This is a genomic window from Neorhizobium sp. JUb45 (assembly GCF_004343585.1).
In the GTDB taxonomy this organism is placed as follows: Bacteria; Pseudomonadota; Alphaproteobacteria; order Rhizobiales; family Rhizobiaceae; genus Neorhizobium.
In genome coordinates, this window is record NZ_SLYW01000002.1 from 824,180 (window position 1) to 847,807 (window position 23,628).

A 23,628-nucleotide genomic window follows, 5' to 3' on the forward strand; every position below is an offset into this window, starting at 1 on the left:
TCAGGACGCCTTGGTCTGACGGCCGGGCGGTGCGACGACCTTGACGGAAGACCCCGCCAGCCCGCCATGACCTTCCTCATCGACAATCAGGTGCCAGTGACCGGCATCCGGAATGATGACCCGTGTCGGTGATTTTTTGGCGATGCCGCCGACATATTTGTAGTCGAGCTTTTCCTTGAAGCGTTGAAAATTCACCGCCGTCATCAGACGCACGTTGTTCACCGCATTCAGCGTCACATCCACGATCGTACCGGCACGCTGTTCACGCAGATCATAATGGGTGAAGCGGAAATTATGGGTCGACATCGTTGCCTCTGCTGCATGCGGTGGTTTAGAGCTATAACACTCGGCCGTTAAGGAAGCGTGGAACCAAATGGCCACTTATCGGTTATCTACACATCGAACACATCAGATAACAGGCGGCATTCCTCCCCTCGGTGTCGCACGATAACAAAAAACATTTTTGACCTCCAAGTCACCTGACCCTCCGCTGTTCCCCTGCCGCGGAGGGTTTTTCTTTGGGCCGCTGTTTGCACTCCATATCAGCGCCTTGTCGGGCTTTCCTGATTCTATCTCACAAGCCGTTGACTCGATTTATCAGGCCTGAACCTCACGGTTCTGCCGGTCGAGTTCGCCGACCAGTGCAAGGATGGTATCGAGCGCCGGCACCGGTGTTTCGGTCATCTGTCCGAGCCGCACCACCATTTCAACCAGCGGGACATATTCCAGCGGTTTCTTTGCAAGGAAATCCTGAAGCATGGAGGTGGGGTGGGGGCCGATCGTCATCGCTTCCTTCAATCGTTCCTCGACCGTCTGCGCCGGCTGGCTGCCGAGGGCGGAAGCGACGGCATACACCTCTTGCATGACGCGGCTCATCAACGCCAGAAGGGCTGGATCGGTAACGATGCGGTCGCTGAGGGCTTTTGTCAGTGCGCTGATCGGATTGAAGGACGCATTGCCCATCAGCTTGCTCCAGATTTCGCCACGGATATCGGCGGTCTGAATGATTTTGACATTGGCCTGCGTCAGGAGATCGGAGATGGCCTGCAGATCAGCCGAAATCTCGCCGGACGGTTCGCCGAGAATGAAACGGCCACGCGCCGGCAGCTGGATGATGCCCGGTTCGACCACTTCGGCGCCCTGATAGGCAACACAGCCGATTACACGTTGTGGACCGACGGCATTCCACAGGCGATCGCCGGGATCGAGTTCCGGCAGGCGATGTTCGGCATGGCCGCTCTTCTCGTCGCGGTGAAAATACCACCACGGAATGCCGTTCAGCACCATCACGACGCGGGTGTGATCGGCCAGCAGATGGGCGATGCCTTCCGCCGCTGCCGGTACCTGATGACCTTTCAGGCCGGTAATGACGAGATCCTGCTTGGGCAGCGTCCTCGGGTCGTCGGTTGCGGTGACGGGAACGATGGTCGGCTTGTCTTCACCGCTCACACGCACTTCCAGGCCGTTCTCACGGATTTTTTGGAGATGCGCACCGCGCGCGATGACGGAAACGGAAACCGTGTCGCCGAGCCCTTCCACAAGTCGTGCCGCCAGTGTGCCACCAAGCGCTCCGGCGCCATAGACGCAGATGTTTTTCAACTCGGTCATGCCTTCATTGCTCCTTCGCTTTCATCAAGCGCCAGATTAGGGGATGGAAACGATTCTACGAGCAAAACCACACTCCGATCCGCATTTTGTTTGGCATCATAAACTTGGCTCACGTTGCGTTGACGTGACGCGACAAAAAAGCCCCGCATCGCTGCGAGGCTTCGTTTTCGTCAGATCGGGTCGCGCTCAGAGGCGGGCGGCGATCAGGTCTTCTTCCTCGTCACGCTGGCGTCCGCCAAGAGCGGCGGCCGCGCAGGAGATGAAGGCACCGACCAGCAGCGAGATGGCGCCGACCAGTGCGGTGGTTGCCGCTGCCTTGCGGGCCTTGTCGGTCGCTTCCTGAGCGGCGACCTTGGCGGCTTCGATACGCTGCAGCACGGCATCGACGCGGCTACGTGCCTGTTCCGGTTCCAGCCCGGTGCGGGCCGAGACGATGGCGGCGAGATAGGCCTTGTCGTCTTCCGGCACGCCGCCGGCAACGGCGCCGTTGACGAGGATGCGGGAGACTTCGGCGGTTGCCGCGGTGTCATCACCCTGCGCATTGGACGAAACCCGTTCCGGGCGCAGCAATGCATCGGTGAAGTATGACGTTGCAGCCGACGTGTCTGCCGGGCCACCGGATGTCGAGGCGGCGGCCACCGTGGCTGTGGCGGCAGCGCTGCCGACTGCCTGCGCACCGGCACCGGCAAGCGAGGTCAGCGACGAGGTGAGGACCCCTGCCACGAAGAGGGTGGCTACGGCCCAGGACACGAGCCCGTGGGCGGTATCGCGAAAAAACACTTCGTCAGTATGGACGGCCGCCCATTTGGTGCGCAGGCGACCGGTCAGGTAACCGCCGAGCGCCGAGGACAGCCATTGCACGACGATCAGCCAGATCGCGGCGGTGATGCCGACCGTTGCCGCCGAGCTGCTTTCGCCCGCCCAGGGCGAGACCATGGTGAGGCCGAGGCCGGAGCCGAACATGATGAGGATGAGGCTGACGCCGGTGGCGGCGACCGCCCCGCCGATGATCGGTCCCCAGGCGACGGCCGATTTCGAGGATTCGACCGGCGTGAGCGCCGTGGCGTCTGTTGAGGTGAGGGGCATGTCAGCCTCCTCAGCGCAGGAACAGGACGAGAAGGATGACGATCGGCAGTGGAATACCCAGAAGCCAGAGAAGAATACCGCGTCCCATGATGAACCTCCTGAAATGATCACGGTCTATTGCTGCCGTGTGGCATTTCAACACGCGGTGAATGCTTTGGTTCCGCCGGTCATGCGTCATCTATGGGTGCGGATGTTTCAGGGGCCTCCGGGATTGTCGGCCAGTGGACGGCGGTCAGCGCGGGCACGCTTGAAACGGCGCTGCAAGGGTTCGTCGAACGCTACCGTCAGCCACCATGACAGGAGCACGCAAAGGCCGATGAAGGCGGTGCCGGCAACCGGCGCGAACGGCAGGTCGCCGATGCTGTTGCCGGTCCATGTCGCCCAGCCGAGCACAGCCCAATCGATGAAGGGCGAATGCAGCACGTAAAGCCCGTAGGAGGCCGTGCCGAGGAAGGTGGAGACGGCGGCGGTGCGGCGGTCGGGCAGGATGCCGCTTGCGGCATAGAGCATAGCCGGCCAGACGAGGAAGACGACGATCAGATCAAAGATCCATTTCACATCTTTTGGCGTCGGCGCGGCGAGCACGGCGGCCGTGACAGCGAGGCAGGCGAGGGCTGCGAGCGGCTGAAGTTTCTGCGTCCTGCGGCGATGGCGATAGATCAGCACGCCGGCGGAAAACGAAAAGAACACGCGGGCAAGGCCGGCATACATCTCGTTCCAGCGGAAGCCCGCATGCAGGCGCTCGAATTGCAGCGCGGCAATGACCAGCACGGCGGCGCTGATGGCGATGACGACGGCGATATGGCGGCTTTGCAGGCGCACGCCGCGCGCCGCATAGGCAAAGTTGGCGACCAGTTCATCGAACAGCGACCATGCGGGGTGGACGAGAAACAGCGCAGCGTTGAAGGAGATGGTGAAGGGCGTCGGCAGGAACAGAAGGCCGGTGACGATGGCGGCAGCAAGCTCGCCCGGTGCCACCACCTCGTCCGCCATCACCGGCAGGCCGGTCTGGTACATGCGCAGGTAATAACCGACGGTGAGCGCCAGCGCGACCAGATAGAGCGGGTAAAGCCGCAGCAGCCGCGCCTTCATGAAGGCGAGCGACGACGTGGCGCCGGAGGCCAGCGCCGACCCATAGGCATGCGCAAGCACGAAACCGCTCAGGGCAAAGAACAGGTCGACGCCGAGATAGCTGGAGGGCAGGGCGTCGCCCAGCATCGGCTCGGCATGGCGCTGCACGATGAACACGGCGGCGACACCACGCAAACCATCGAGCAGGACAAAACGTTCGCGGGTTTTTGGAGGCGTTTCGCTCATGGGCTTCCGGTCGCTCAGGGTGTGGGTTTCCCAAGATAGCGGAGGGCGCTGCCGTGACCAGACAAACCTTTTGGCAAAACTGCCGTTCTCCCATGGTTTCGGTACGGACCGGGATCATGTGGTTGCGGCCAAGGCTGGCTCACCCGCTGATGCTGGCTGTTTTTTCGGCCGTGATCACGAAAAAAATATCTGCAGGCGACCGCGAAAGGCGATCAAATGTCGGGATAATTGCAAGCACTTGATTCCGTTATCGGCTCTTTCGCTCCGCTCAGGCGTGAATGCGGAAAACCGGGGCTGTTGCGGTATCGGCGCGGGGGCGACGGCGCGGCGCGGTTAATGGACTGTTTATGATTTCGTGAAAGTTAAAGGCATACCGGTGCGGAAGTGCCAAGACGGTCAGGGGACCGGGCTGGACCGATTGGAAACTTCCGTGGCGCAAGCCGATGTATCGCCCGCGCATCCACCATCTGCGGGCTGTGTATGGAGTATAGTCATGATCAAGAAGTCGCTTGCTTTGGCGCTTGCCGCCACTTTCGTTTCCGGCCCGGTTTTCGCTGCCGATCTCACCAATGCTTATGAAGCCCCGTCCTACAACGAGCCTGTATCGCAGGATTCGGGCTGGACCGGCGGTTATGTCGGTATCCATGCCGGCACCTCTTCGGAGCGCAGCAACCCGTTTTCGGGCGACAAGGAATTCACCGGCGGCGTCCACGGCGGCTACAACATGGAAACCAACGGCGTTGTCGTCGGTGGCGAAGTCGAGTTCTCGCATCTGGGCGATGTCGAAGTAAACGTGCCTAATGGCAACCTGCAGGAACGCTACCGCCTGGCCGGCAAGGCCAAGGTCGGTATGCCGCTCGGCAATACGCTGATCTACGGCACAGGCGGCGTCGCCATGACCAGCATCCGCGACAGCGCTGGTGTTGAAGGTCCTGACGGCTGGAAGCCAGGCTGGCAGCTCGGCGCCGGCGTTGAGCACAAGTTCAACCAGCAGATTTCCGGCCGCGTGGAATATAACTACACCCGCACCGGCGACGTCCGCAGCTTCGACACCGCCAGCGGCACCGTTGCCGAAAGCGACGTCAAGGATCACACCATCAAGGCCGGCGTGAACTACCACTTCTAGGATTTGCGCCTGATATGATTGCGGCAGCGCCGTGTGCCCGGAAGGGTGCGCGGCGCTGTTTGCGTTTGTGGGGGCGCAGAAGGTTGCCCCTCACCAACAAAATCTATGACTTAGCTGAAGCTAAGATCATGATCTTGTATCCTCTCCCGCAGGGGGAGAGGTAAACACGCTGCCGCAACCATCTTGCCTTTCCCTTTCAGCCGGCGGTTAAATGCTTCCCGGCTGGGGGCATCACATGCATAGAAACATTCCAGACAAGCATCGCCGATATGCGAAAGCGATGCGGACGGATTCCACCAAGGCGGAAAACCTGATGTGGCAGGCGATGCGCAATCGGCAGCTTGAAGGTTTCAAGTTCAGGCGGCAGGTGCCGACCGGCGGTTACATTCTCGATTTCGTCTGTTTCGAGGCGCAACTGATTATCGAAGTGGATGGTGGCCAGCACTCCGAAAGCGCGTCAGATGCAGTGCGTGACGCCTATTTCAGGTCGCAAGGTTTTCGCGTGTTGCGCTTCTGGAACGACGAGGTGGAACGCAATCTGGATGGTGTGGTGATGAAAATTGTCGCCGAGTTGATGAATCGAGGTGAGTGATGGTGGAGGCGGCGTTTACCCCTCACTTGCGATTTCTAACACTTAGCCTTTGGCTAAGGTGTTGAAATCGCTTTCTCTCCCTCAAGGGGAGAGATAAGGGCCGCAGCGTCTTACCTCTCCCCTTGAGGGAGAGGATAGCAAGTCCGCGAGAGGCGAAGCCGAGCGCTGGACGCGCTTGGTGAGGGGGCATGTTTCTGCCAGCCGATACCAAAAAGCCCGGTCGTGAAACCGGGCTTTTCTCATTCATTCAACGCTGTCGCGTCAATCAGCTGCAGCCGCTCGTAGCACCGCACGTGTCGCACTTCTCGCACGTGCCGTTGCGCACCATCGTGAAGTTCTGGCACTCGGAGCACATGTTGCCCGTATACCCCTGCATGATCGACTTCATGCGGCGGTCGGCTTCCACCTTCTTGGCTTCGGCCTTTGCCGATGCGGCATCCGCTGCTGCCTTGTCGGAGAACAGCGCGGTTGCGGCCTGTTCACTTTCGCTGGCCAGCGGTGCTTCCTCGGCGATCTCTTCGGCCAGTTCCTTGGCGCGTTCCTCGTAATCGCGCTTGAAGGCGACGATTTCCGAGGTCGAGATGGCGACAGCCGGTTCCAGCTTGCGGGCAGCCGAGCCGGCAAACGCCGTCACATTGGCCGAGGCGCGGGCAGGGGCTGCCGTGGCTGCACCCTTCGGTTCGCCGGCAGCGCGGTCAATCTGGCCGCCCTGGATCAGGGTCGGCTTGTAACCGCGGGTCCAGCCGGTCGAAACGAGCTGGGTCTTGCCTTCCTGAATGCCCTTGCCGAGTGCGGTCTGCGAGAAGTCCGACGTATCGACATGCGCCAGATCGTGGCGGCCGAGATACGATACGGCGAGTTCGCGGAACACGTAGTCGAGGATCGACGTGGCGTTCTTGATCGCGTCATTGCCCGTCACGATGCCGGCCGGCTCGAACTTGGTGAAGGTGAATGCCTCCACATATTCTTCCAGCGGTACGCCGTATTGCAGACCCAGCGATATGGCGATCGCAAAGTTGTTCATCATCGCACGGAAGGCGGCGCCTTCCTTGTGCATGTCGATGAAGATTTCGCCGATGCGGCCATCGCCGAATTCGCCGGTGCGCAGGTAAACCTTGTGACCGCCGACATTGGCCTTCTGGGTGTAACCCTGACGGCGGTTCGGCAGCTTTTCACGTTCACGCGATACACGCTCGATGATGCGCTCGACGATCTTTTCGGTGACGGTGACCGCCTGCGCGGCTGCCGGTGCCTGGATCAGCTCTTCGAGAGCGTCGTCGGCATCGTCTTCGTCGATCAGCGAGGCGTTGAGGGGCTGCGAAAGCTTGGAGCCGTCACGGTAAAGGGCGTTGGCCTTGAGGGCCAGCTTCCAGGACAGCATGTAGGCTTCGCCGCACTCTTCGACAGTCGCGTCGTTCGGCATGTTGATCGTCTTGGAGATCGCACCCGAGATGAACGGCTGGGCAGCTGCCATCATGCGGATGTGCGATTCTACCGACAGATAACGCTTGCCGATCTTGCCGCAGGGGTTGGCGCAATCGAATACGGCCAGATGTTCGTCCTTCAGGAACGGCGCGCCTTCCAGCGTCATCGCACCGCAGACGTGGATGTTGGCGGCGTCGATGTCCTTGCGGGAGAAGCCGATATGCTCGAGCAGGTTGAAGCTCATGTCGGCCAGCTGCTCGTCGGAAACTTTCAAGGTTTCCTTGAGGAAGTCGGCGCCAAGCGTCCACTGGTTGAACACGAACTTGATGTCGAAGGCAGCCTTGAGAGCGCCGTTGACGGCTTCGATCTTGTCAGCCGGGAAACCCTTGGCGGCAAGCGTCGACGGGTTGATGGCCGGGGCCTGGTTGAGGTTGCCGTGACCGACAGCATAGGCTTCGATTTCGGCAAGCTGGCTTTCCGAGTAACCGAGTGTGCGAAGCGCTTCCGGAACGGCACCGTTGATGATCTTGAAGTAACCGCCACCGGCGAGCTTCTTGAACTTGACCAGTGCGAAGTCGGGCTCGATGCCGGTCGTGTCGCAATCCATCACGAGACCGATCGTGCCGGTCGGCGCGATAACAGATACCTGGGCATTGCGGTAGCCGTGCTGTTCGCCGAGTTCCAGCGCCTTGTCCCATGCGGCCATGGCATGCACTGCCAGATCCTGATCCGGGTTCTCTTCGTGGATGAGAGCGACCGGATCAACCGACAGGGCTTCATAGCCCGACGTTTCGCCGTGAGCGGCGCGGCGGTGGTTGCGGATGACGCGCAGCATGTTGTCGCGGTTCGGCGCAAAGCCCGGGAATGGGCCGTGTTCCGATGCCATTTCAGCCGACGTGGCGTAGGAAACGCCGGTCATGATGGCGGTCAGCGAGCCGGCAATGGCGCGGCCTTCCTTCGAGTCATACGGAATGCCGGTCGACATCAGCAGGCCGCCGATATTGGCGTAGCCGAGGCCAAGCGTGCGGTATTCGTAAGAGCGTTCGGCAATCTCGCGGGACGGGAACTGCGCCATCATCACGGAGATTTCGAGAACGACGGTCCACAAGCGAACGGCATGTTCGTAATCGGCGATGTCGATGCGCTTGGTGGCGGCCGACTTGAACTGCAACAGGTTCAGGGACGCCAGGTTGCAGGCGGTGTCGTCGAGGAACATGTATTCCGAGCACGGGTTCGAGGCGCGGATCGGGCCCGCGGCCGGCGAGGTGTGCCAGTCGTTCATGGTGGTGTTGTAATGCAGGCCCGGATCGGCCGACGCCCATGCGGCGTAGGAGATCTTTTCCCACAGGTCGCGTGCCTTCAGCGTCTTCATGACCTTGCCGTCCTTGCGGGCGGTCAGGTTCCAGTCACCGTCGTTTTCGACGGCGCGCAGAAAGTCGTCCTTCAAGGAGACGGAGTTGTTGGAGTTCTGGCCCGAAACCGTCAGGTAGGCTTCCGAATCCCAGTCGGTGTCATAGGTCTTGAAATCAAGATCCTTGTAACCCTGCTTTGCGAACTGGATGACGCGCTTGACGTAGTTTTCCGGAACCTGGTCCTTCTTGGCAGCGCGGATTTCGCGCTTCAGGGCCGGGTTCTTCAGCGGATCGAAGCAATCGTCGCCATCGGCCTCGCAGTTGACGCAGGCCTTCATGATCGACTTCAGGTGACGGGCAACGATCTTGGAACCGGTGACGAGAGCGGCAACCTTCTGCTCTTCCTTCACCTTCCAGTCGATATAGGCTTCGATATCCGGATGGTCGATGTCGACCACAACCATTTTCGCCGCACGGCGGGTGGTGCCGCCCGACTTGATGGCGCCGGCAGCGCGGTCACCGATCTTCAGGAAGGACATCAGGCCCGACGACTTGCCGCCGCCGGAAAGCTTCTCGCCTTCGCCACGCAGATAGGAGAAGTTGGAGCCGGTGCCGGAGCCATACTTGAACAGGCGGGCTTCACGCACCCACAGGTCCATGATGCCGCCCTCGTTGACGAGGTCGTCCTCGACGGACTGGATAAAGCAGGCATGCGGCTGCGGATGTTCGTAGGAAGACTTCGACTTCGTCAGCTTGCCCGTGAAGGGGTCGACATAGAAGTGGCCCTGACCGGGGCCATCGATGCCATAGGCCCAGTGCAGGCCGGTGTTGAACCACTGCGGGCTGTTCGGGGCGACGCGCTGCGTGGCGAGCATATAGGCAAGCTCGTCCTTGAAGGCGCTCGCATCTTCTTCAGACGAGAAATACTTGCCCTTCCAGCCCCAGTAGGTCCAGGTGCCAGCGAGACGATCAAACACCTGACGCGCATCGGTTTCCGAGCCGTAACGCTCGTTCTCCGGCAGGTCCTTCAGCGCCTTTTCATCGGCAACCGAACGCCACAGGAAGGAAGGAACGTCGTTTTCCTCGACCTTCTTCAGGAATTTTGGCACGCCGGCCTTGCGGAAATATTTCTGGGCCAGAACGTCGGTGGCGACCTGAGAAAACTGGGTCGGCACCTCGATATCGGCGAGACGGAAAACGATGGAGCCGTCCGGGTTGCGGATCTCGCTCACCGCCTTGCGGAAAGCGATCTCGCCATAAGCCCCGGTCTCGGGCTTGGTGAAACGACGTTCAATGCGCATGGTCTCGTCCTTAGTTCGTGGCGCCTCTCAAGGCGCAAATCTTCAGCGCCGGCCGCTCGCCATCATGGGCAGCCGGTCGGATTCGGTGATCCAGGTGAATCAGCAGTGATTGCTTAACCTGTATCTTGTGTCCGATGCTGGCTGCAAACGCTAAATATAGCATTAACAGAATATTTTTACCAGCCTTGGGCACCGCATTGGCAAGCATTCGAACGCGCACGAAAACCCGTTGCCAAGGCGACAGTCATGTCGGCCCGAGCCATGCAGGAAATCTACAAATCGAAGGAGGGCCGGTCTCGTATATCCGGTCCAGTCGCCGCCGCAACATGGGATCATTCATGCCGAGTCGCAGCCTTTGGGTCAAGGGCTGGTCTGCCACACTTTTTTAACCACAAGATATTGTGGTTGGGGCCTGTGGAAAACGGGGAGAAAAAATAGCCGTTAAATCTCAATTGCTTGCGAGAAAGTTTTTGGAGGTCAAGCAGTGATGAGCCGGAAAATGAACGGCCGTGCACCACAAAAGCGACGATAAATTGCCACATTTTCCGGTGGATTTCGGAAAGAGCTTGTCACCTCGCCACCGCCGTGTCCCCGGCATGCCAAGGCATCACCAGATATGGAAAGAGCGCGGCACCCAAAGTGGACCACGCTCTTTAATCGTTCCGAAATGGGACGCCGTGCGGATTTGGAAGACCAGCCCTGCATGCATGGGGCTGGCCAGAGATTTTTTGGCGAATCAGCGGCTGTCGGCCATCAGCCGCGATGGCCCTTGGCGATCGGCTCCTGATAGGTAAAGCCCATGTCCCATGGGAAATAGATCCACGTATCCTGCGAAACCTCTGTCACGAAGGTGTCGATGGTCGGCACGCCGGAGGGTTTTGCGTAGACGCAGGCGAAATGCGCTTTTGGCATCATAGCGCGCACTTCCAGTGCCGTCTTGCCGGTATCGGTGAGATCGTCAACTACGAGCACGCCTTCGCCGCCATTTTCCATCAGTTCCGGCGAAATGCCCTTGAGGAGAACGGTATCGCCCTGATTGACGTAATCATGGCGGGTGGCGATGCAGACGGTGTCGATCATGCGGATATTGAGTTCGCGCGAAATGATCGCCGCCGGCACGAGGCCGCCGCGGGTGATGCAGACGATGGCTTTGAATTCCTGGCCGAGGCCGGACAGCCGCCACGAGAGCGCACGGGTATCACGGTGGAACTGATCCCAGGAAACGGGAAAGGCTTTATCGGGAAGAGACATCCGACGGGCTCCGCAAGCATGGTGTGAAAGAAAACGGGCGGCCGCGCCGGTAGTGAGGGCGGAGACGCCGAAAGGCCGGTTTTCCGGCCCCTTGCAGGCTTTCATAACGGTATTGGCGGATCGATGGCAAGCGGGAGGGTGAGGGTGCTGTGGATGATCGGGGGAATTGTAGGTGGGCGAGTGGCGGACTGGACGGCATGTCTGCCACGAATGGATGAACGGTCATTGCGGCGATGGAAGATCAAGGCCGTTTGGCAATGATATCCAGATGACGGTCTGAGCCTCTGGTGAATGTCGCGAAAGATGGCCTTTCCCATGGGTGTCCATGACCAGCACGAAACTGCCAGCCGAAACCTGGCGCACCTCTCCGTCACTGGTTTCGTATTCTACGGATCCATCAAGCCTGACGGTCAGCACCGGCTCTGGTACCTTGTGCCACGCAACTTCCCGCATACCCTCCGGAATATGAGTGATCCGGACACGTGAGGCTGGGTAGCTGGCGGTAACGTCAAACGGAACCGCATCTGGATGTACTGACCGCTTCGTCGTTGGCAGTTCGATTTCATCGAAATGAGATTCACCATCCGGTGTGGCGTAGATGCGCAGGCACTTCATACAGATTTCCCTTCTGAGGAAAATGAGCTGGGCGACGAAGGACGGCTATCACGATAAAAGTGGAAACACGACCAATTCTAGCGCAAGGCCCTGTTCGTTCGAGTTGGGACGAAAACGCGCGGCGATGTACAGCCCACCGCATCCGACTTGATCTTGTCACGCGAGTCACGGCACTGCTCTTTTCCCCGCGACCAGCCCGAGGAGCCGACCATGGCCCGCCGTTTCCGTCTCGCTCTCGCCTGCAGCCTGTTGGCCTGTATTTCCCTGTCCAGCCCCCATGCGGCATTTGCGCAGGAGGGCGAGGAGATCATGGCGCTGCCCTCATCACGTGACGAACTGTCCGACCGTTTGACCGAGGCCGGCATGTCGGCGGCCGGTGTGGCGGCGATCGTCAAGGTGGCGCGCGATGGCATCGTGCTCGATACCAAACCCGCCGATGAAACGGCGCTGCCGCTCGGTTCGTCCAAGGTCGGTGGCCTGCCGGACCTGCCTAAGGGTGTCGCATGGCCGATGCGGCCGGTTTATGAGAATGCGGTGGAACTGGCCGAACAGTTCACCGCCGATGCCGCCAATTTCTATGCCGATGCCGGTGTCGTGCCGCCTTGGGTGCCGGAAGCCGAGGGCAGGGCTTTTGCCGATGAGCGCAAGCGCGCCAACGAGGAGGCAAGGGCTGCGGCGCTGAAAGTCATGAAGGATGCCGGCGCCGAGGTGAGTGAAGCCGATCTGGCCAATGCCACCGGTCTGCCGGCGGATGTGGCCGTCAAGGCGGCTGTCGAACAGAAACTGCTGGCCGAGACCGTGATAAAACCGTTTCCGCTGCCGTTTGTCGCGCAGGTGGATCTGGCGGCTCTGGCCGGCGAACCCGGTTTCGACAAGGCGCTGCCGACGACGGGCAGGCTGTTGTTCTTTTACGACATGCCGGTTCTGCCGGCGAGCTACGAGCCGCGCGGAAAAGCCGGCTGGAAGCTGGTTTATGACGACACGCCGAAAGCCGAACTCGAGCGCAAGCCTCTGCCGAAGGAACTCTCGGATTTTCCCGGTGCCGCCAGCCTGAAGGCCGCAGCCATTTCTCCGCGTTCTGTCGTGACCACGGTGCCGGTCGGCGACAGCGGCTGGGATACGGTCGGCGAAATCAGCGGCGACGATACGTCGATCTATTCGCAATGGCTGTTTTCGCTGGGCTGGCCGACGGCAGCCGAGGGCGGCAATCACCAGCTTGGTGGCTGGCCGCGTGCCATCCAGACCGGCATGCAGGCGATGAGCCAGCTGGCCGCAAACGGCCTTTATGCCGGCGATACTTCCGCATTCGAGACGGAGCAGGGCAAGCGCCTGCTGGCAGATGCCAAGGACTGGCGGCTGGTACTGCAGATCGGCACCGACGAGGCGACCGGTTATCCCTTTCCGGGCGCACTGTATGTGCTGATGAGCGAAGAAGATCTGGCTGCGCGCAATTTCGACAAGGCCTGGGTGGTTTACGAGCAGGATTGAGCGGCGAGGCCGCCCGCATGCGCCGGGAAAACTGACGATAGAGAAGCTGCGCTCAATTGTCCCTCTGGTGAGCGCTTCATTTACGGCATTGACGGTGCAATCATGCCGTCATGGTCATCATGCTGCGTTTCCTGTCGATGCTCGTCGCGACGCTGTTTCTGGCAGGCGGTGCGCTGTCGCTGGAAATGCCATCGGATGATGCGGGGCAGGCGGCGTCCCACATTCAAACGGCGTATCATCCCGGCAAGGCGCATGCCGCACGGGGCGGCAAATATTGCCAGGAGGCGGGATGCACGCCTGCCGCCTGTCCGATGCAATGCGTGGCATCGCCTGTGATCGTGCCTGACCTGCTGGTGGTTGCGCCCTTTGGCGTGCAGCCGTGTTTCTGCCCGCCTGCCGAGTGCGGCATTACCGTGCTGTTTTTAGCGCCGCCGGTGCCGCCACCCAAATCTCCTGTTCTCGAAACGATGGGCGCATTCGTCGCCTGACACCCTGACTGAAAATTCGAAGACGATGGAGATATCGTGATGAAACCGAGATTGATGATGGGCGCGCTGGCTTTCGCGCTAATGGCTTCCGTGACGGCGCAGGCGGCGGAAATGGTTGTCTACAAGGACCCGTATTGTGGCTGCTGCGAGGAATGGGCCAAGGCCGTGAAGGCGGCCGGTGTGCCTTTGCGTATGGAAATTGTGGACGATATGGATGCAGTCAAGGCCAAATGGGGCGTGCCCGAAGAGGCCTGGAGCTGCCACACCGCCGTGGCCGACGGCTATGTGTTCGAAGGCCATGTGCCGCTGGCGGCGCTCAAGCGCGTGCTGAAGGAAAGGCCCGATATGGCCGGTGTCGCCGTGCCGGGCATGCCGGCCGGTGCGCTTGGCATGGGCGACGATCCGGCTGCAGCCTATGATGTGGTTGCGATCGGCAGGGATGGCGGGCAGTCAGTTTATCTCGAGGTGCGGCCTTAAACGCGGTGCGTTCCCGTGAACGTCCTTCTCCCCGGCCTGCGGGGAGAAGGCAGCCCGGTCCTCTCAGCGCGACAGCAGCGTCAGCGCCGTCATCGAATCCAGCAGCGTGCGGGTGACGCCGCCAAACAGCACTTCCCACCAGCGGGCATGGCCATAACCACCCATCACCAGCAGATCGACGCTGGAATCGGCCAGCCGGTTCTCGATGGCTGCGGATGCCTTGATGCCGCTTGTGTGTTCGGTCCGCAGCGTCACGTTGACGCCGTGACGGGAAAGCGTGGCGGCGAGCTCGACGCCTGCCATGTCCGGCATCTGGCCGGATGTCTCCGGCGGATCGACGCAGAAGATTTCGACGCTCTCGGCATTTTTCAGGAAGGGCAGCGCATCGAATGTGGCACGCGTCGCCTCACGCGAGCCGTTCCAGGCGATCAGCACGCGGCGGATCGGCTGGGGCTGGGTGAGGGTGCGCGGCACCAGCAGCATGGGGCGGCCGCTTTCGAACAGGAATGCCTCGAGATCGGCCCGATTGACGGGGCCGCCTTCCGGTGCGTGCCCCTGGCTGGCGACGATCAGATCGACGGCACGCGCGCTTTCTATGACATTGCCGGAAGCATAACCGTTGGCGGAAACAAAACTGCGCCATTCGGAAGGCAGCCCCTGTGCTTCGATGCGTTCGCGAAAAATCTTCTCGACCGAGGCGGTTTCGCGCTGGGCAGCTTCCTGCAGAACCTGCACGGCGGCAGGATCGGGAATTTCCATCGGCGCGATCAGCGGCACGGCGGCCAGCGTTTCGGCATGCACACCGACGATATGGGCGGAGAACCGCTCGGAAAGGAAGGTGGCGAAATCGCTGATCTGCCGGGCGCTGGCCGGATCATCGAGTACGGCCATGATGGTCTTGTAACTCATTGCGGTGCCTCCTCATGCGCCGGGATTTTTTCCAGACCCGGCCTTGTATGGAAGGTGGGTCGCGGTGGCCTGCGGGTCAAGGATGGGGCGGCGATGGAGGAGGCTGGCCGCGATCAGGCGTCCGGCGAGGGGTTTGTGGCGGTTTTCTGCGCAGTGAGTTCCGCAATCATTGTTTCGACGGCGGCTGCGGCCGCATCGAGAACGTCGTTGTCGCGGGCGCGAACGATCAGCTCGGTGGAAAACCGCTGGCCGTCATATTTCGGATAGGAGCCGATGCTGGTGGCGGGATGCGCCTTCTGGATGGCGCCAAGCAGCGTGCCGATATCGCCTTCGCCATAGGGACAGGGGATGGCGCGCGACAGCATCTTTGCGCCGGTCTTCAGCGTCGGCAGGACGTTGTCGACCATGGCCTGAAACACCTGCGGCACGCCGGCCATCACATAGACGTTTTCCACGATGAAGCCGGGCGCGGTCGAGACCGGATTGGCGATGTGTTTTGCACCCTGCGGCATACGCGCCATGCGCTGGCGGGCTTCCGTAAATTCCATCTCGCGGCGCTTGTACATTTCCGAAAGCAGCGTCATCGCCGCCGCATCGTGGATGCAGGGCAGGCCAAAAGCCTTTGACACCGAATCGGCGGTGATATCGTCATGGGTGGGGCCGATGCCGCCTGACGTGAAGACGTAGGTGTAGTGGCTGCGCAGCGCATTCAGCGCCTCGACGATGGCATCCTCCTCGTCGGCAACGATGCGGACTTCCTTCAGATCAATGCCCGCCATCGTCAGAAGGTCGGCGAGATGGCCGATATTTTTATCCTTGGTGCGGCCGGAGAGAAGCTCGTCGCCGATGGCAAGCATGGCGGCGGTGACGGAGGAGGTCTGGCTCATGAAGGGTACTCGTGCGGTGTGCGGATGCTTTGACGTTAGCGCGCGGCAGAATGAATGCAAGCCGCAACATGCTGCGGGCTTGCCTTCCACAAAAGATGAACGAGATCTCTCGTCGTTGTTCATGAAAAGTGGACAGTGCGTGCTGAAACCATCGGCTGGCGGGGTTGGCTTGCCTCCGTTAGCTTCGCCCATACGATTGTTACAAGGCGGGCCGATGATCATCGAATTTCTCAAAAAGCTGATCGGCAGCGCGCCGGTCGAAGCGCCTACACCCACACAAACCAAGGAAACGAAGACAATGGCAAAAGTTCTGGTCCTCTATTATTCCTCCTACGGCCATATCGAGACGATGGCCTACGCGGTTGCCGAAGGCGCCAAGTCGGCCGGTGCCGAGGTAACGGTCAAGCGCGTGCCGGAACTGGTGTCGGAGGAGGTGGCAAAATCCTCGCATTTCAAGCTCGATCAGGCAGCGCCGATCGCCACCGTCGATGAGCTTGCCGAATACGACGCAATCATCGTCGGCGCCGGCACGCGCTTTGGTACGGTCGCCTCGCAGATGCGCAATTTCTGGGATCAGACGGGCGGCCTGTGGTTCAACGGCAAGCTGGTCGGCAAGGTCGGTTCGGTATTCACGTCGTCCGCCACCCAGCATGGTGGTCAGGAATCCACCATTCTCGGCTTCATCCCGACACTGCTTCACCACGGCCTGGTCGTTGTCGGCCTGCCTTATGCCTTCCAGGGCCAGATGGGCGTTGAAGCCGTCAAGGGCGGTTCTCCTTATGGCGCCTCGACCATCACCGATGGCGACGGCTCTCGTCAGCCGTCCGAAGTCGAGCTGGAAGCCGCCAAATTCCAGGGCGCCCATGTGGCAAAAATCGCCGCCAAGCTGGCCTGATCGGCTGTAAAGGTTTTGAGAAGGGCGCGGCAGGGATGTCGCGCTCTTTTGTTTTTGTGCCTGATGGGACGGACTACATCACGAGAGTATCGGCATATTCGATTTCAAACACAAAACGCATGCGACCCACCTTGCGGCGCTTGTCGTCGAGCACGGTGATCGAAACATTGTCGGGCGGCGGGAAATTGCGGCAGGCGAAGGTGCTGAGTGCGTTCAGCCCGTCATTCATCGCCGCGTGGGCATTGGCTGCGTCGATTTCCACTTCGGCTTCCTTGCCGTCGGAAATATGCAGATAGAATTTTGCCATGATCGCTCCTGCGCCAAAAGATCGACATAGGCTTTGGCGAGGTCGCATCAATGGTAGTTGCTAATATAAGCCGCGTGCTGAAATCCGCGTGATTTCAAAACCGGCTGTTGACTGCACGGCTTATGTGCCTGAAAAGACACGTCACGCGGACGTGGCGAAACTGGTAGACGCAAGAGACTTAAAATCTCTCGACTTCGGTCTTGCGGGTTCGATCCCCGCCGTCCGCACCAGTGCCAACTGTACTCATCAATTCCGATCATCTACCTCAACCGTACCGCTGGGTTCGGAAATATCCTTTTGTCTTCCGCGCCGCTGTGGCATAGCCGGTTCAACAGAGAGAACGGTCAGGGAGTGAAGGTCTTGGATAAAGTCGCGGTCGCGGATGCTCAGGTGGCCATGCGGGAAATTTTTCCCGAAACGCCGTTGCAGCTCAATGAACATTTGAGCCGCCGGTATGGCGCCGAAATCTGGCTGAAGCGCGAGGACCTGTCTCCCGTCCGTTCCTACAAGATTCGCGGTGCCTTCAATTTTCTGCGCAAGGCCGTAGAAGTGCATGGTCGTGACCGTGTTTTCGTCTGCGCCTCGGCCGGCAATCATGCGCAAGGTTTTGCCTTCGTCTGCCGCCATTTCGAGGTGCAGGGTGTGGTCTTCATGCCGGTGACGACGCCGCAGCAGAAGATCGACAAGACCCGCATGTTCGGCGGCCCGTTCATCCAGATCCGTCTCGTCGGCGACATTTTCGATCAATGTTATGCTGCTGCCCGCGAGCATGTGGAAACGACGGGTGCCATGATGGTGCCACCCTTCGACGATGCCGATATCATCGAAGGCCAGGCGACGGTTGCCGCAGAAATCATGGACCAGTTGCCAAGCGACGCGGTGCCGGATCTCGTTATCCTGCCGGTTGGCGGTGGCGGGCTGGCATCGGGTGCCACCGGTTTCCTGAAGGATGTCGTGGCGCGCGAAAACTTTCTGTTCGTCGAGCCGGAAGGCGCGCCGAGCCTGCAAAAGAGCCTTCTCGCCGGTGGGCCGGTGACGCTGTCCAAGGTCGATAATTTTGTCGATGGCGCAGCCGTTGCCCGTATCGGCAGCCTCAATTTCGAGCGCCTGAGCGGCTTTCCGCCCGAGCAGGTAAAACTGATCGCCGAAAACGCCATCTGCGTGACGATCACCGAAATGCTCAACCTTGAAGGCGTGGTGCTGGAGCCGGCCGGCGCCCTGTCGATCCGGGCGCTGGAGGAACTGGGGCCGGACAGGCTGGCTGGCAAGACGGTGGTCTGCGTGGTGTCGGGCGGCAATTTCGATTTCGAGCGTTTGCCGGACGTGAAGGAGCGCGCCATGCGCTTTGCCGGCCTGAAGAAATATTTCATCCTGCGCCTGCCGCAGCGTCCCGGTGCGCTGCGCGACTTTCTCGATATGCTCGGTCCCGACGATGATGTCGCCCGTTTCGAATATCTCAAGAAATCGGCCCGCAATTTCGGTTCGATCCTGATAGGCATCGAAACGACGGCGCCGGAAAACTTTGCCGGCCTGTTCCAGCGTTTTGAAGCCGCGGGTCTCGGTTACGAGGACATAACCGAAAACGAAATTCTCGCCAATCTGATCATCTGACGGGCATTTTGAACCGACGGAAGCTGCGTCAATGCGTGGCTTCCGGCAGCGGCATTGGTATGATAAGGCAAATCCCATGGCTTCATTCTTTTCCAGTTTCCTTTCGATGTTTTCCGCCGGTGATGCGCCCAAGGCTGCCGCAGGTCCGGCTGTCGAGCCGCAGGAGCATGCGGGCTGCATGATCCATCCCGCGCCGATCAAGGAAGGCAGCCAGTATCGGCTTGCAGGCCGTATCGAAAAGCAGGTCGGCGAGACCGTGCTTGTGCGCACCTTCATCCGGGCAGACATGTTCACCTCGATGGATGACGCAGTCGAAAGCACGTTCCGCAAGGCACGCCAGATCATTGATCAGAACGGCGCCTCGCTGTTTTCCGATGGTGCGCCGGAACGCTCGGCCTGACGGCTGTTGACGCAGAGTCGGTTACCGTAACGTAAGTCGTTCTCCGCTCTCACGGAAAAGTCAGCACGGTCTTGATCCTGTTGCTGAAATTGTCGTCGGCTGGCGTTTGCCGATCACCTAAAATTAAGGCCTTGCCGCTACCGTCCGCTCATCTTGTCATTTGAGTTGTCGGTCCGTTGATGCGAGCAGGTTGCATACATATCGGCTGGTTTGCGCTAAGCCCTCTCGTCTGCCTCGAGCCGCAGGCTGCGGCGGCTGCGACGAATGCGGTAGTGATGGCATCTGCCACAGCCACGATCACGACGGACCTGTATTGGGGACTGGGCGCAGGTGCGCTTGTTTTTGCCGGTCTCAGCTGGCTGATCCCTGGCCGAAAGGCTTGGTCGCTGGCCGCTTTCCATCGTAAGAAGGTGAAAAACGTTGTCGTTGGCGATGACGGCGAGCGTGTTGCGGCCCTGGCCAGTGCCACGTTCGAGGCGATCATGATCCACCGCGACGGCATCGTCGTCGATGGCAATCCGCAGCTGGCGAAGCTGCTGGGTCGGCCACTGAAAGACCTGCCGGGCACGAGCATCTTCGATTTCCTTCAGAACGGGCCGTCAATCGATGTGGCGACCGTGACCACCTTCAACGACGACACGATCCACGAACTGGTGCTGGTGGCGAGCGACGGCGAACGCATTCCGGTACAGGCGCGCGGACGCGACATCGTCTATCGTGGCGAGCGCGTGCGCGTCGGCTGCATCGTCGACCTGCGCGATCGCAAGGAAGCCGAACAGCGCATTCGCCATCTGGCGCAGCACGATTTCCTGACAGGCCTGCCGAACCGGGCACTGTTTGCCGAACGTGTGGGGGAGCTGACCGAACGCGGCGCGAGCTTTGCCATCGCCATGGTCGATATCGACCGCTTCAAGGACGTCAACGACATCCACGGCCATCAGGCTGGCGATGCTGTGATCCGCGAGACGGCTGCACGGCTGCAGCGCCTGCTCGGCCCGGATGATGTCGTGGCGCGGCTGGGCGGCGACGAATTTGCGGTGATCCTGACGAGCGCCCATCTGAATGCGCAGATCGAGGATTTTGGCCATCGCCTGTTGCGCAGCATGGCCGAGCCGATCGAACTCGTCAGCGGCGACATCGTGCTGGCCGATGTCAGCATCGGCGGGGCGCTCTGCCCGGAACATGCGGATGATCTCGACGGGCTGGTCGGCAGGGCGGATATCGCCCTTTTCCATGCCAAGCAGGAAGGGCGAGGCACCAGCCTGGTGTTCAAGCCCGGCATGAACGAACTGATCGAAAAACGGCGGGCGCTGGAGGCGGATCTCGATCTCGCCATCCTGCGCGGCGAATTCGAGCTTTATCTGCAGCCCCGCGTGGATGCAGCGACGGCCGAGATTGTCGCCTATGAGGCGCTGCTGCGCTGGCACCATCCGCAGCGCGGCCTTGTGCCTCCGGGCGAGTTCATTCCCGTGGCTGAAGCGTCGGGCCAGATCGTGGCGCTGGGCGAGTGGGTGATTGCCGAGGCATGCCGCCTGAGTGGTGGCCTGGAAGGCCGGCGCATCAGCATCAATCTTAGCCCGCTGCAGTTCCGCAACAGCCGTTTCGTCAGCCGTCTGGCGGAAACCTTGAAGGCAACCGGTGCCGAACCGTCGCAGATCGAGCTGGAGATCACCGAAAGCGTGCTGATCGATGACGACAAGCGCGCGCTGCAGGTGCTCGGCGATCTCAAGCAGATGGGCTTCGATGTGGCGCTGGATGATTTCGGCACCGGTTATTCGTCGCTCAGCTATCTCAGCCGCTATCCATTCGACACGATCAAGATCGACCGCAGTTTTGTCAGCAATCTCGGCGTCGTCGACAGCGCGCAAGTGATCGTCCGCTCCATCATTGCGCTTGGCAACGGGCTCGGCATGCGTATCGTCGCCGAAGGCGTCGAGACCATCGAGGAGGCGCTGTTCCTGACACAGGCGGGCTGTGATGAATTGCAGGGTTATCTACTTGGCCGGCCGGCACCGGTGAGCGAGCGGCTGACAGAGGTGCGCCCGGCGATTGCCATGCAGCTCAACGGCATGGCCGAGGCTACGCGCGGCAGCAAGAATGTGCGCAGCGGACAGATGCAGGAGCGCGAAGCGGTCTGACATCGCGTCTGCGCGGGCACGCACATCGAACAAAATGTCTTCCAACGAAATATGGCGACCGATCTGCATCGGTCGCCATATGTGTTTTCAGCGGTGGATCAGATGCGGATCAGGCAGCCTTGGCCAGTTCGTCCGTGCGGGCAGCAGCGGAGGCGATCGCCTTTTCAAAGGCTTCCGGGCCAAAGGCCGTGCCTTCGACATAGATGACTTCGACATCGGTCATGCCCAGGAAGGCCAGCACGGTCTTGAGGTAGGGAACGGCGTGGTTCATGGCGACAGCCGGGCCATCCGAATAAACGCCGGCAGCCGACAGGACGATGTAGACCTTCTTGTTCTTTGCCAGGCCTTCCGGGCCTTCAGCAGTGTAGCGGAAGGTCATGCCGGCGCGGGCGACCATGTCGATCCAGGACTTCAGCGAGGAGTAGATGTTGAAGTTGATCAGGCCGGTGGCGATGACGACTGTGTCGGCGGCCAGCAGTTCATTGGTCAGCGTGTCGGATTCGACGACGGCTGCGGCTTCTTCCGGCGTGCGGTCGGCCGGCTGCTTCTTGATGGCCGAGGTGGTGACCGGGTCGAGATGGGCGATCGGGTTCTTGCCGAGGTCGCGATGTGCGACGGTTGCGGCCGGATTGTTTGCCTTCAGCTTATCGACGAATTCGGTAGCCACTTTCGTCGACAGGGATTCGGCGCGCGGGCTTGAGGTGACGAGGAGAATGGACGACATGTCGGAATTCCTTGAACGGATTGCGGTTGTTTCTTCGGAGGTTGGGCTGGGAGGTCCCATCCTCGCTCGGCTTCACAAATAGGCATGGACACCTATCGAGAGAACCGGGATAATGTCGAAGCTAGTTATCTAGGAAATGGATAGGTCGAATGGACGCCAATCCCACGCTCGATCAGTTGCAGGTTTTTCTGTCGGTTGCCGAAACGGGAAGCTTTTCTGCTGCCGCCCGCAGGTTGAACCGTGCGCAGTCGGTGGTCAGCTACACGATCGCCAATCTCGAGGCGCAGCTGGAAATGCCGCTTTTCGAGCGCAGCGGCCGCCAGCCAAAATTGACGGAAGAGGGGCGGGCGATGCTGGCCGATGCGCGCCGCATCGTTGCCGACCTGCAATTGATGCGGGCGCGGGCAAAGAGCATCAAGCAGGGGTTGGAAGCTGAGCTGACCATGGCGATCTCCGTCATGGTGCCTGCCGATGCCGTCGTCGTCGAACTGCGCGAATTTCGCGCCCGTTTTCCCTCCGTGTCGCTCAATCTGCATGTCGGTGAACTCGGCATGGTGATGGACATGGTGTCTTCCGGTCGTGCCGATATCGGCCTTGGCGGGGCGCTGCTGAGCAAGGATGACACGCTGGTGGTGGAAAGGATCGGCCACTCGTTCATGCTGCCGGTGGCGGCAAGCGACCATCCGCTGGCGCAGATCGCCCGGCCGCTGACGCTGGCCGACGTGCGTGAAGAGGTGCAGATGGTGGTGACTGATGCATCGGGCCTGACCAATGGCCGCGATTTCAATGTGTTGTCGTTCAAGACATGGCGGGTGAGCGACATCGCCACCAAACACCAACTGATCAAGGGCGGGCTCGGCTGGGGTGGTCTGCCGGCCTCGCTGGTGCGGCATGATCTCGTCGAGGGCCGGCTGGTGGCGCTGAAGCTCGATGCCTATCAGCAGGGCGAATATCCGCTTTACGCCATGCACAAGGCCTCGCATCCGCTGGGACCTGCGGCATCCTGGCTGGTGGAGGCCTTCAAGGTGCGGCTTTCCAATTGCCCCAATCACAAGGATTTTTCCGAAATTCTCGGGCTGGACGATGTGCGGCCCATGCGGCAGGCGGCGGAATAGGGCGAGCAATTTCGGCTTGCCGTTTTGCGGTGAGATGCGGTTCAGGGAGGCCGCGAGCGGTGCTCCGCCTCACTCCGGTGGCACCGGCGTCGGTTTGCCGTTTTCATCCAGTGCCACCATGATGAATGTGCCGGCCGTGACTTTTTCCAGCGCCCGGTGACGGTCCCGTTTCGCCCAGGCTTCGATACTGAGCGTGATCGAAGTGCGGCCGACCCGTGTGATCTGCGTGTAGATATTCAGCGTATCGCCGATCTTCACCGGCAGTTCGAACGACATCTCCTTGACGGTGGCCGTCACCACGCGGCCATGGGCGCGCTCGGCGGCGCGGATGCCGCTTGCCAGGTCCATCTGTGCCATGACCCAGCCGCCAAAAATGTCGCCGGCCGGATTGGCATCGGCGGGCATGGCGAGCGTGCGGAGTGTCAGTTCGCCCGTTGGTACAGTCTTGGCGGTGTCGTTCATGGTGATCTGGTGGCCTTCGTTTGCGGTGCGGCGGACCATAAGCATGTCGCATAG

General features: G+C 60.7%; 22 protein-coding genes and 1 tRNA gene. 11 read left to right on the top strand and 12 right to left on the bottom strand.

Translation table 11 applies throughout. The annotated features are described in order from the left end of the window. The 4 genes from EDF70_RS10840 to EDF70_RS10855 form a co-directional block, all read right to left on the bottom strand. Positions 1 to 306, bottom strand: a complete 306-nt coding sequence (locus tag EDF70_RS10840) for a DUF1883 domain-containing protein (protein WP_132273323.1) — start codon at positions 304 to 306, stop codon at positions 1 to 3. A 291-nt stretch (positions 307 to 597) separates the two neighbouring features. Next, complete coding sequence (locus tag EDF70_RS10845) at positions 598 to 1,608, bottom strand: 2-dehydropantoate 2-reductase (protein WP_132273324.1); 1,011 nt, start codon at positions 1,606 to 1,608, stop codon at positions 598 to 600. Positions 1,609 to 1,794: 186 nt separating this feature from the next. After that, positions 1,795 to 2,694: a hypothetical protein gene (locus EDF70_RS10850; RefSeq protein WP_132273325.1), complete on the bottom strand. Its 900-nt coding sequence runs from the start codon at positions 2,692 to 2,694 to the stop codon at positions 1,795 to 1,797. Between the two features lie 195 nt (positions 2,695 to 2,889). Beyond that, the gene (locus EDF70_RS10855) at positions 2,890 to 4,011 is read right to left on the bottom strand and encodes an acyltransferase (RefSeq protein ID WP_132273326.1); all 1,122 of its coding nucleotides are present in this window, start codon (positions 4,009 to 4,011) and stop codon (positions 2,890 to 2,892) included. Between the two features lie 493 nt (positions 4,012 to 4,504). On the opposite strand from EDF70_RS10855, the gene EDF70_RS10860 reads away from it, so the two are divergent. Next, positions 4,505 to 5,137 carry an outer membrane protein gene (locus tag EDF70_RS10860; RefSeq protein ID WP_132273327.1) on the top strand — a complete coding sequence of 211 codons (633 nt, stop codon included), beginning with the start codon at positions 4,505 to 4,507 and terminating at the stop codon, positions 5,135 to 5,137. Positions 5,138 to 5,372: 235 nt separating this feature from the next. Next, positions 5,373 to 5,729 (top strand): endonuclease domain-containing protein, encoded by a 357-nt coding sequence (locus tag EDF70_RS10865; protein WP_132273328.1) that lies wholly within the window; start codon positions 5,373 to 5,375, stop codon positions 5,727 to 5,729. A gap of 265 nt (positions 5,730 to 5,994) precedes the next feature. Here EDF70_RS10865 and EDF70_RS10870 read toward each other — a convergent pair whose 3' ends face one another. The 3 genes from EDF70_RS10870 to EDF70_RS10880 form a co-directional block, all read right to left on the bottom strand. Next, positions 5,995 to 9,807 carry a vitamin B12-dependent ribonucleotide reductase gene (locus EDF70_RS10870; protein WP_132273329.1) on the bottom strand — a complete coding sequence of 1,271 codons (3,813 nt, stop codon included), beginning with the start codon at positions 9,805 to 9,807 and terminating at the stop codon, positions 5,995 to 5,997. Between the two features lie 753 nt (positions 9,808 to 10,560). Then, the gene (gene gpt / locus EDF70_RS10875) at positions 10,561 to 11,058 is read right to left on the bottom strand and encodes a xanthine phosphoribosyltransferase (protein ID WP_132273330.1); all 498 of its coding nucleotides are present in this window, start codon (positions 11,056 to 11,058) and stop codon (positions 10,561 to 10,563) included. A 222-nt stretch (positions 11,059 to 11,280) separates the two neighbouring features. Next, on the bottom strand, positions 11,281 to 11,673 hold the full coding sequence (locus EDF70_RS10880; protein WP_132273331.1) for a hypothetical protein: 393 nt from the start codon (positions 11,671 to 11,673) through the stop codon (positions 11,281 to 11,283). A 210-nt stretch (positions 11,674 to 11,883) separates the two neighbouring features. On the opposite strand from EDF70_RS10880, the gene EDF70_RS10885 reads away from it, so the two are divergent. The 3 genes from EDF70_RS10885 to EDF70_RS10895 all read left to right on the top strand — a co-directional run bounded on the left by EDF70_RS10885 (position 11,884) and on the right by EDF70_RS10895 (position 14,126). Beyond that, positions 11,884 to 13,161, top strand: a complete 1,278-nt coding sequence (locus tag EDF70_RS10885; RefSeq protein ID WP_132273332.1) for a YwqG family protein — start codon at positions 11,884 to 11,886, stop codon at positions 13,159 to 13,161. A gap of 110 nt (positions 13,162 to 13,271) precedes the next feature. After that, on the top strand, positions 13,272 to 13,649 hold the full coding sequence (locus EDF70_RS10890; RefSeq protein ID WP_132273333.1) for a hypothetical protein: 378 nt from the start codon (positions 13,272 to 13,274) through the stop codon (positions 13,647 to 13,649). Positions 13,650 to 13,703: 54 nt separating this feature from the next. Then, complete coding sequence (locus EDF70_RS10895) at positions 13,704 to 14,126, top strand: DUF411 domain-containing protein (RefSeq protein ID WP_245519145.1); 423 nt, start codon at positions 13,704 to 13,706, stop codon at positions 14,124 to 14,126. Positions 14,127 to 14,189: 63 nt separating this feature from the next. Here EDF70_RS10895 and EDF70_RS10900 read toward each other — a convergent pair whose 3' ends face one another. Together EDF70_RS10900 and EDF70_RS10905 are read right to left on the bottom strand one after the other, a co-directional pair. After that, complete coding sequence (locus EDF70_RS10900) at positions 14,190 to 15,035, bottom strand: universal stress protein (RefSeq protein ID WP_132273335.1); 846 nt, start codon at positions 15,033 to 15,035, stop codon at positions 14,190 to 14,192. Between the two features lie 113 nt (positions 15,036 to 15,148). Continuing rightward, on the bottom strand, positions 15,149 to 15,922 hold the full coding sequence (locus tag EDF70_RS10905) for a competence/damage-inducible protein A (protein WP_132273336.1): 774 nt from the start codon (positions 15,920 to 15,922) through the stop codon (positions 15,149 to 15,151). A 298-nt stretch (positions 15,923 to 16,220) separates the two neighbouring features. Between EDF70_RS10905 and wrbA the strand changes: the two genes are divergently transcribed. Beyond that, positions 16,221 to 16,817, top strand: a complete 597-nt coding sequence (wrbA, locus tag EDF70_RS10910) for an NAD(P)H:quinone oxidoreductase type IV (protein ID WP_132273753.1) — start codon at positions 16,221 to 16,223, stop codon at positions 16,815 to 16,817. A 73-nt stretch (positions 16,818 to 16,890) separates the two neighbouring features. On the opposite strand, the gene EDF70_RS10915 is transcribed toward wrbA, so the two are convergent. After that, positions 16,891 to 17,124: a hypothetical protein gene (locus EDF70_RS10915; RefSeq protein ID WP_132273337.1), complete on the bottom strand. Its 234-nt coding sequence runs from the start codon at positions 17,122 to 17,124 to the stop codon at positions 16,891 to 16,893. Between the two features lie 145 nt (positions 17,125 to 17,269). Between EDF70_RS10915 and EDF70_RS10920 the strand changes: the two genes are divergently transcribed. The 4 genes from EDF70_RS10920 to EDF70_RS10935 all read left to right on the top strand — a co-directional run bounded on the left by EDF70_RS10920 (position 17,270) and on the right by EDF70_RS10935 (position 21,273). Beyond that, positions 17,270 to 17,354, top strand: a tRNA-Leu gene (locus EDF70_RS10920). Positions 17,355 to 17,484: 130 nt separating this feature from the next. After that, positions 17,485 to 18,735 carry a threonine ammonia-lyase gene (gene ilvA, locus EDF70_RS10925; RefSeq protein ID WP_132273338.1) on the top strand — a complete coding sequence of 417 codons (1,251 nt, stop codon included), beginning with the start codon at positions 17,485 to 17,487 and terminating at the stop codon, positions 18,733 to 18,735. Between the two features lie 76 nt (positions 18,736 to 18,811). After that, entirely contained in the window at positions 18,812 to 19,135 is a 324-nt protein-coding gene (locus tag EDF70_RS10930) for an HlyU family transcriptional regulator (RefSeq protein WP_132273339.1), read from the top strand. Positions 19,136 to 19,410: 275 nt separating this feature from the next. After that, positions 19,411 to 21,273: a GGDEF and EAL domain-containing protein gene (locus EDF70_RS10935; protein WP_245519115.1), complete on the top strand. Its 1,863-nt coding sequence runs from the start codon at positions 19,411 to 19,413 to the stop codon at positions 21,271 to 21,273. A 109-nt stretch (positions 21,274 to 21,382) separates the two neighbouring features. Here EDF70_RS10935 and EDF70_RS10940 read toward each other — a convergent pair whose 3' ends face one another. Further along, positions 21,383 to 21,997: an FMN-dependent NADH-azoreductase gene (locus EDF70_RS10940; protein WP_132273341.1), complete on the bottom strand. Its 615-nt coding sequence runs from the start codon at positions 21,995 to 21,997 to the stop codon at positions 21,383 to 21,385. A gap of 149 nt (positions 21,998 to 22,146) precedes the next feature. Here EDF70_RS10940 and EDF70_RS10945 point away from each other — a divergent pair, with 149 nt between their 5' ends. After that, on the top strand, positions 22,147 to 23,112 hold the full coding sequence (locus tag EDF70_RS10945) for a LysR family transcriptional regulator (RefSeq protein ID WP_132273342.1): 966 nt from the start codon (positions 22,147 to 22,149) through the stop codon (positions 23,110 to 23,112). Between the two features lie 69 nt (positions 23,113 to 23,181). On the opposite strand, the gene EDF70_RS10950 is transcribed toward EDF70_RS10945, so the two are convergent. Continuing rightward, entirely contained in the window at positions 23,182 to 23,574 is a 393-nt protein-coding gene (locus tag EDF70_RS10950; RefSeq protein ID WP_132273755.1) for an acyl-CoA thioesterase, read from the bottom strand. Between the last annotated feature and the right edge of the window lie 54 nt (positions 23,575 to 23,628).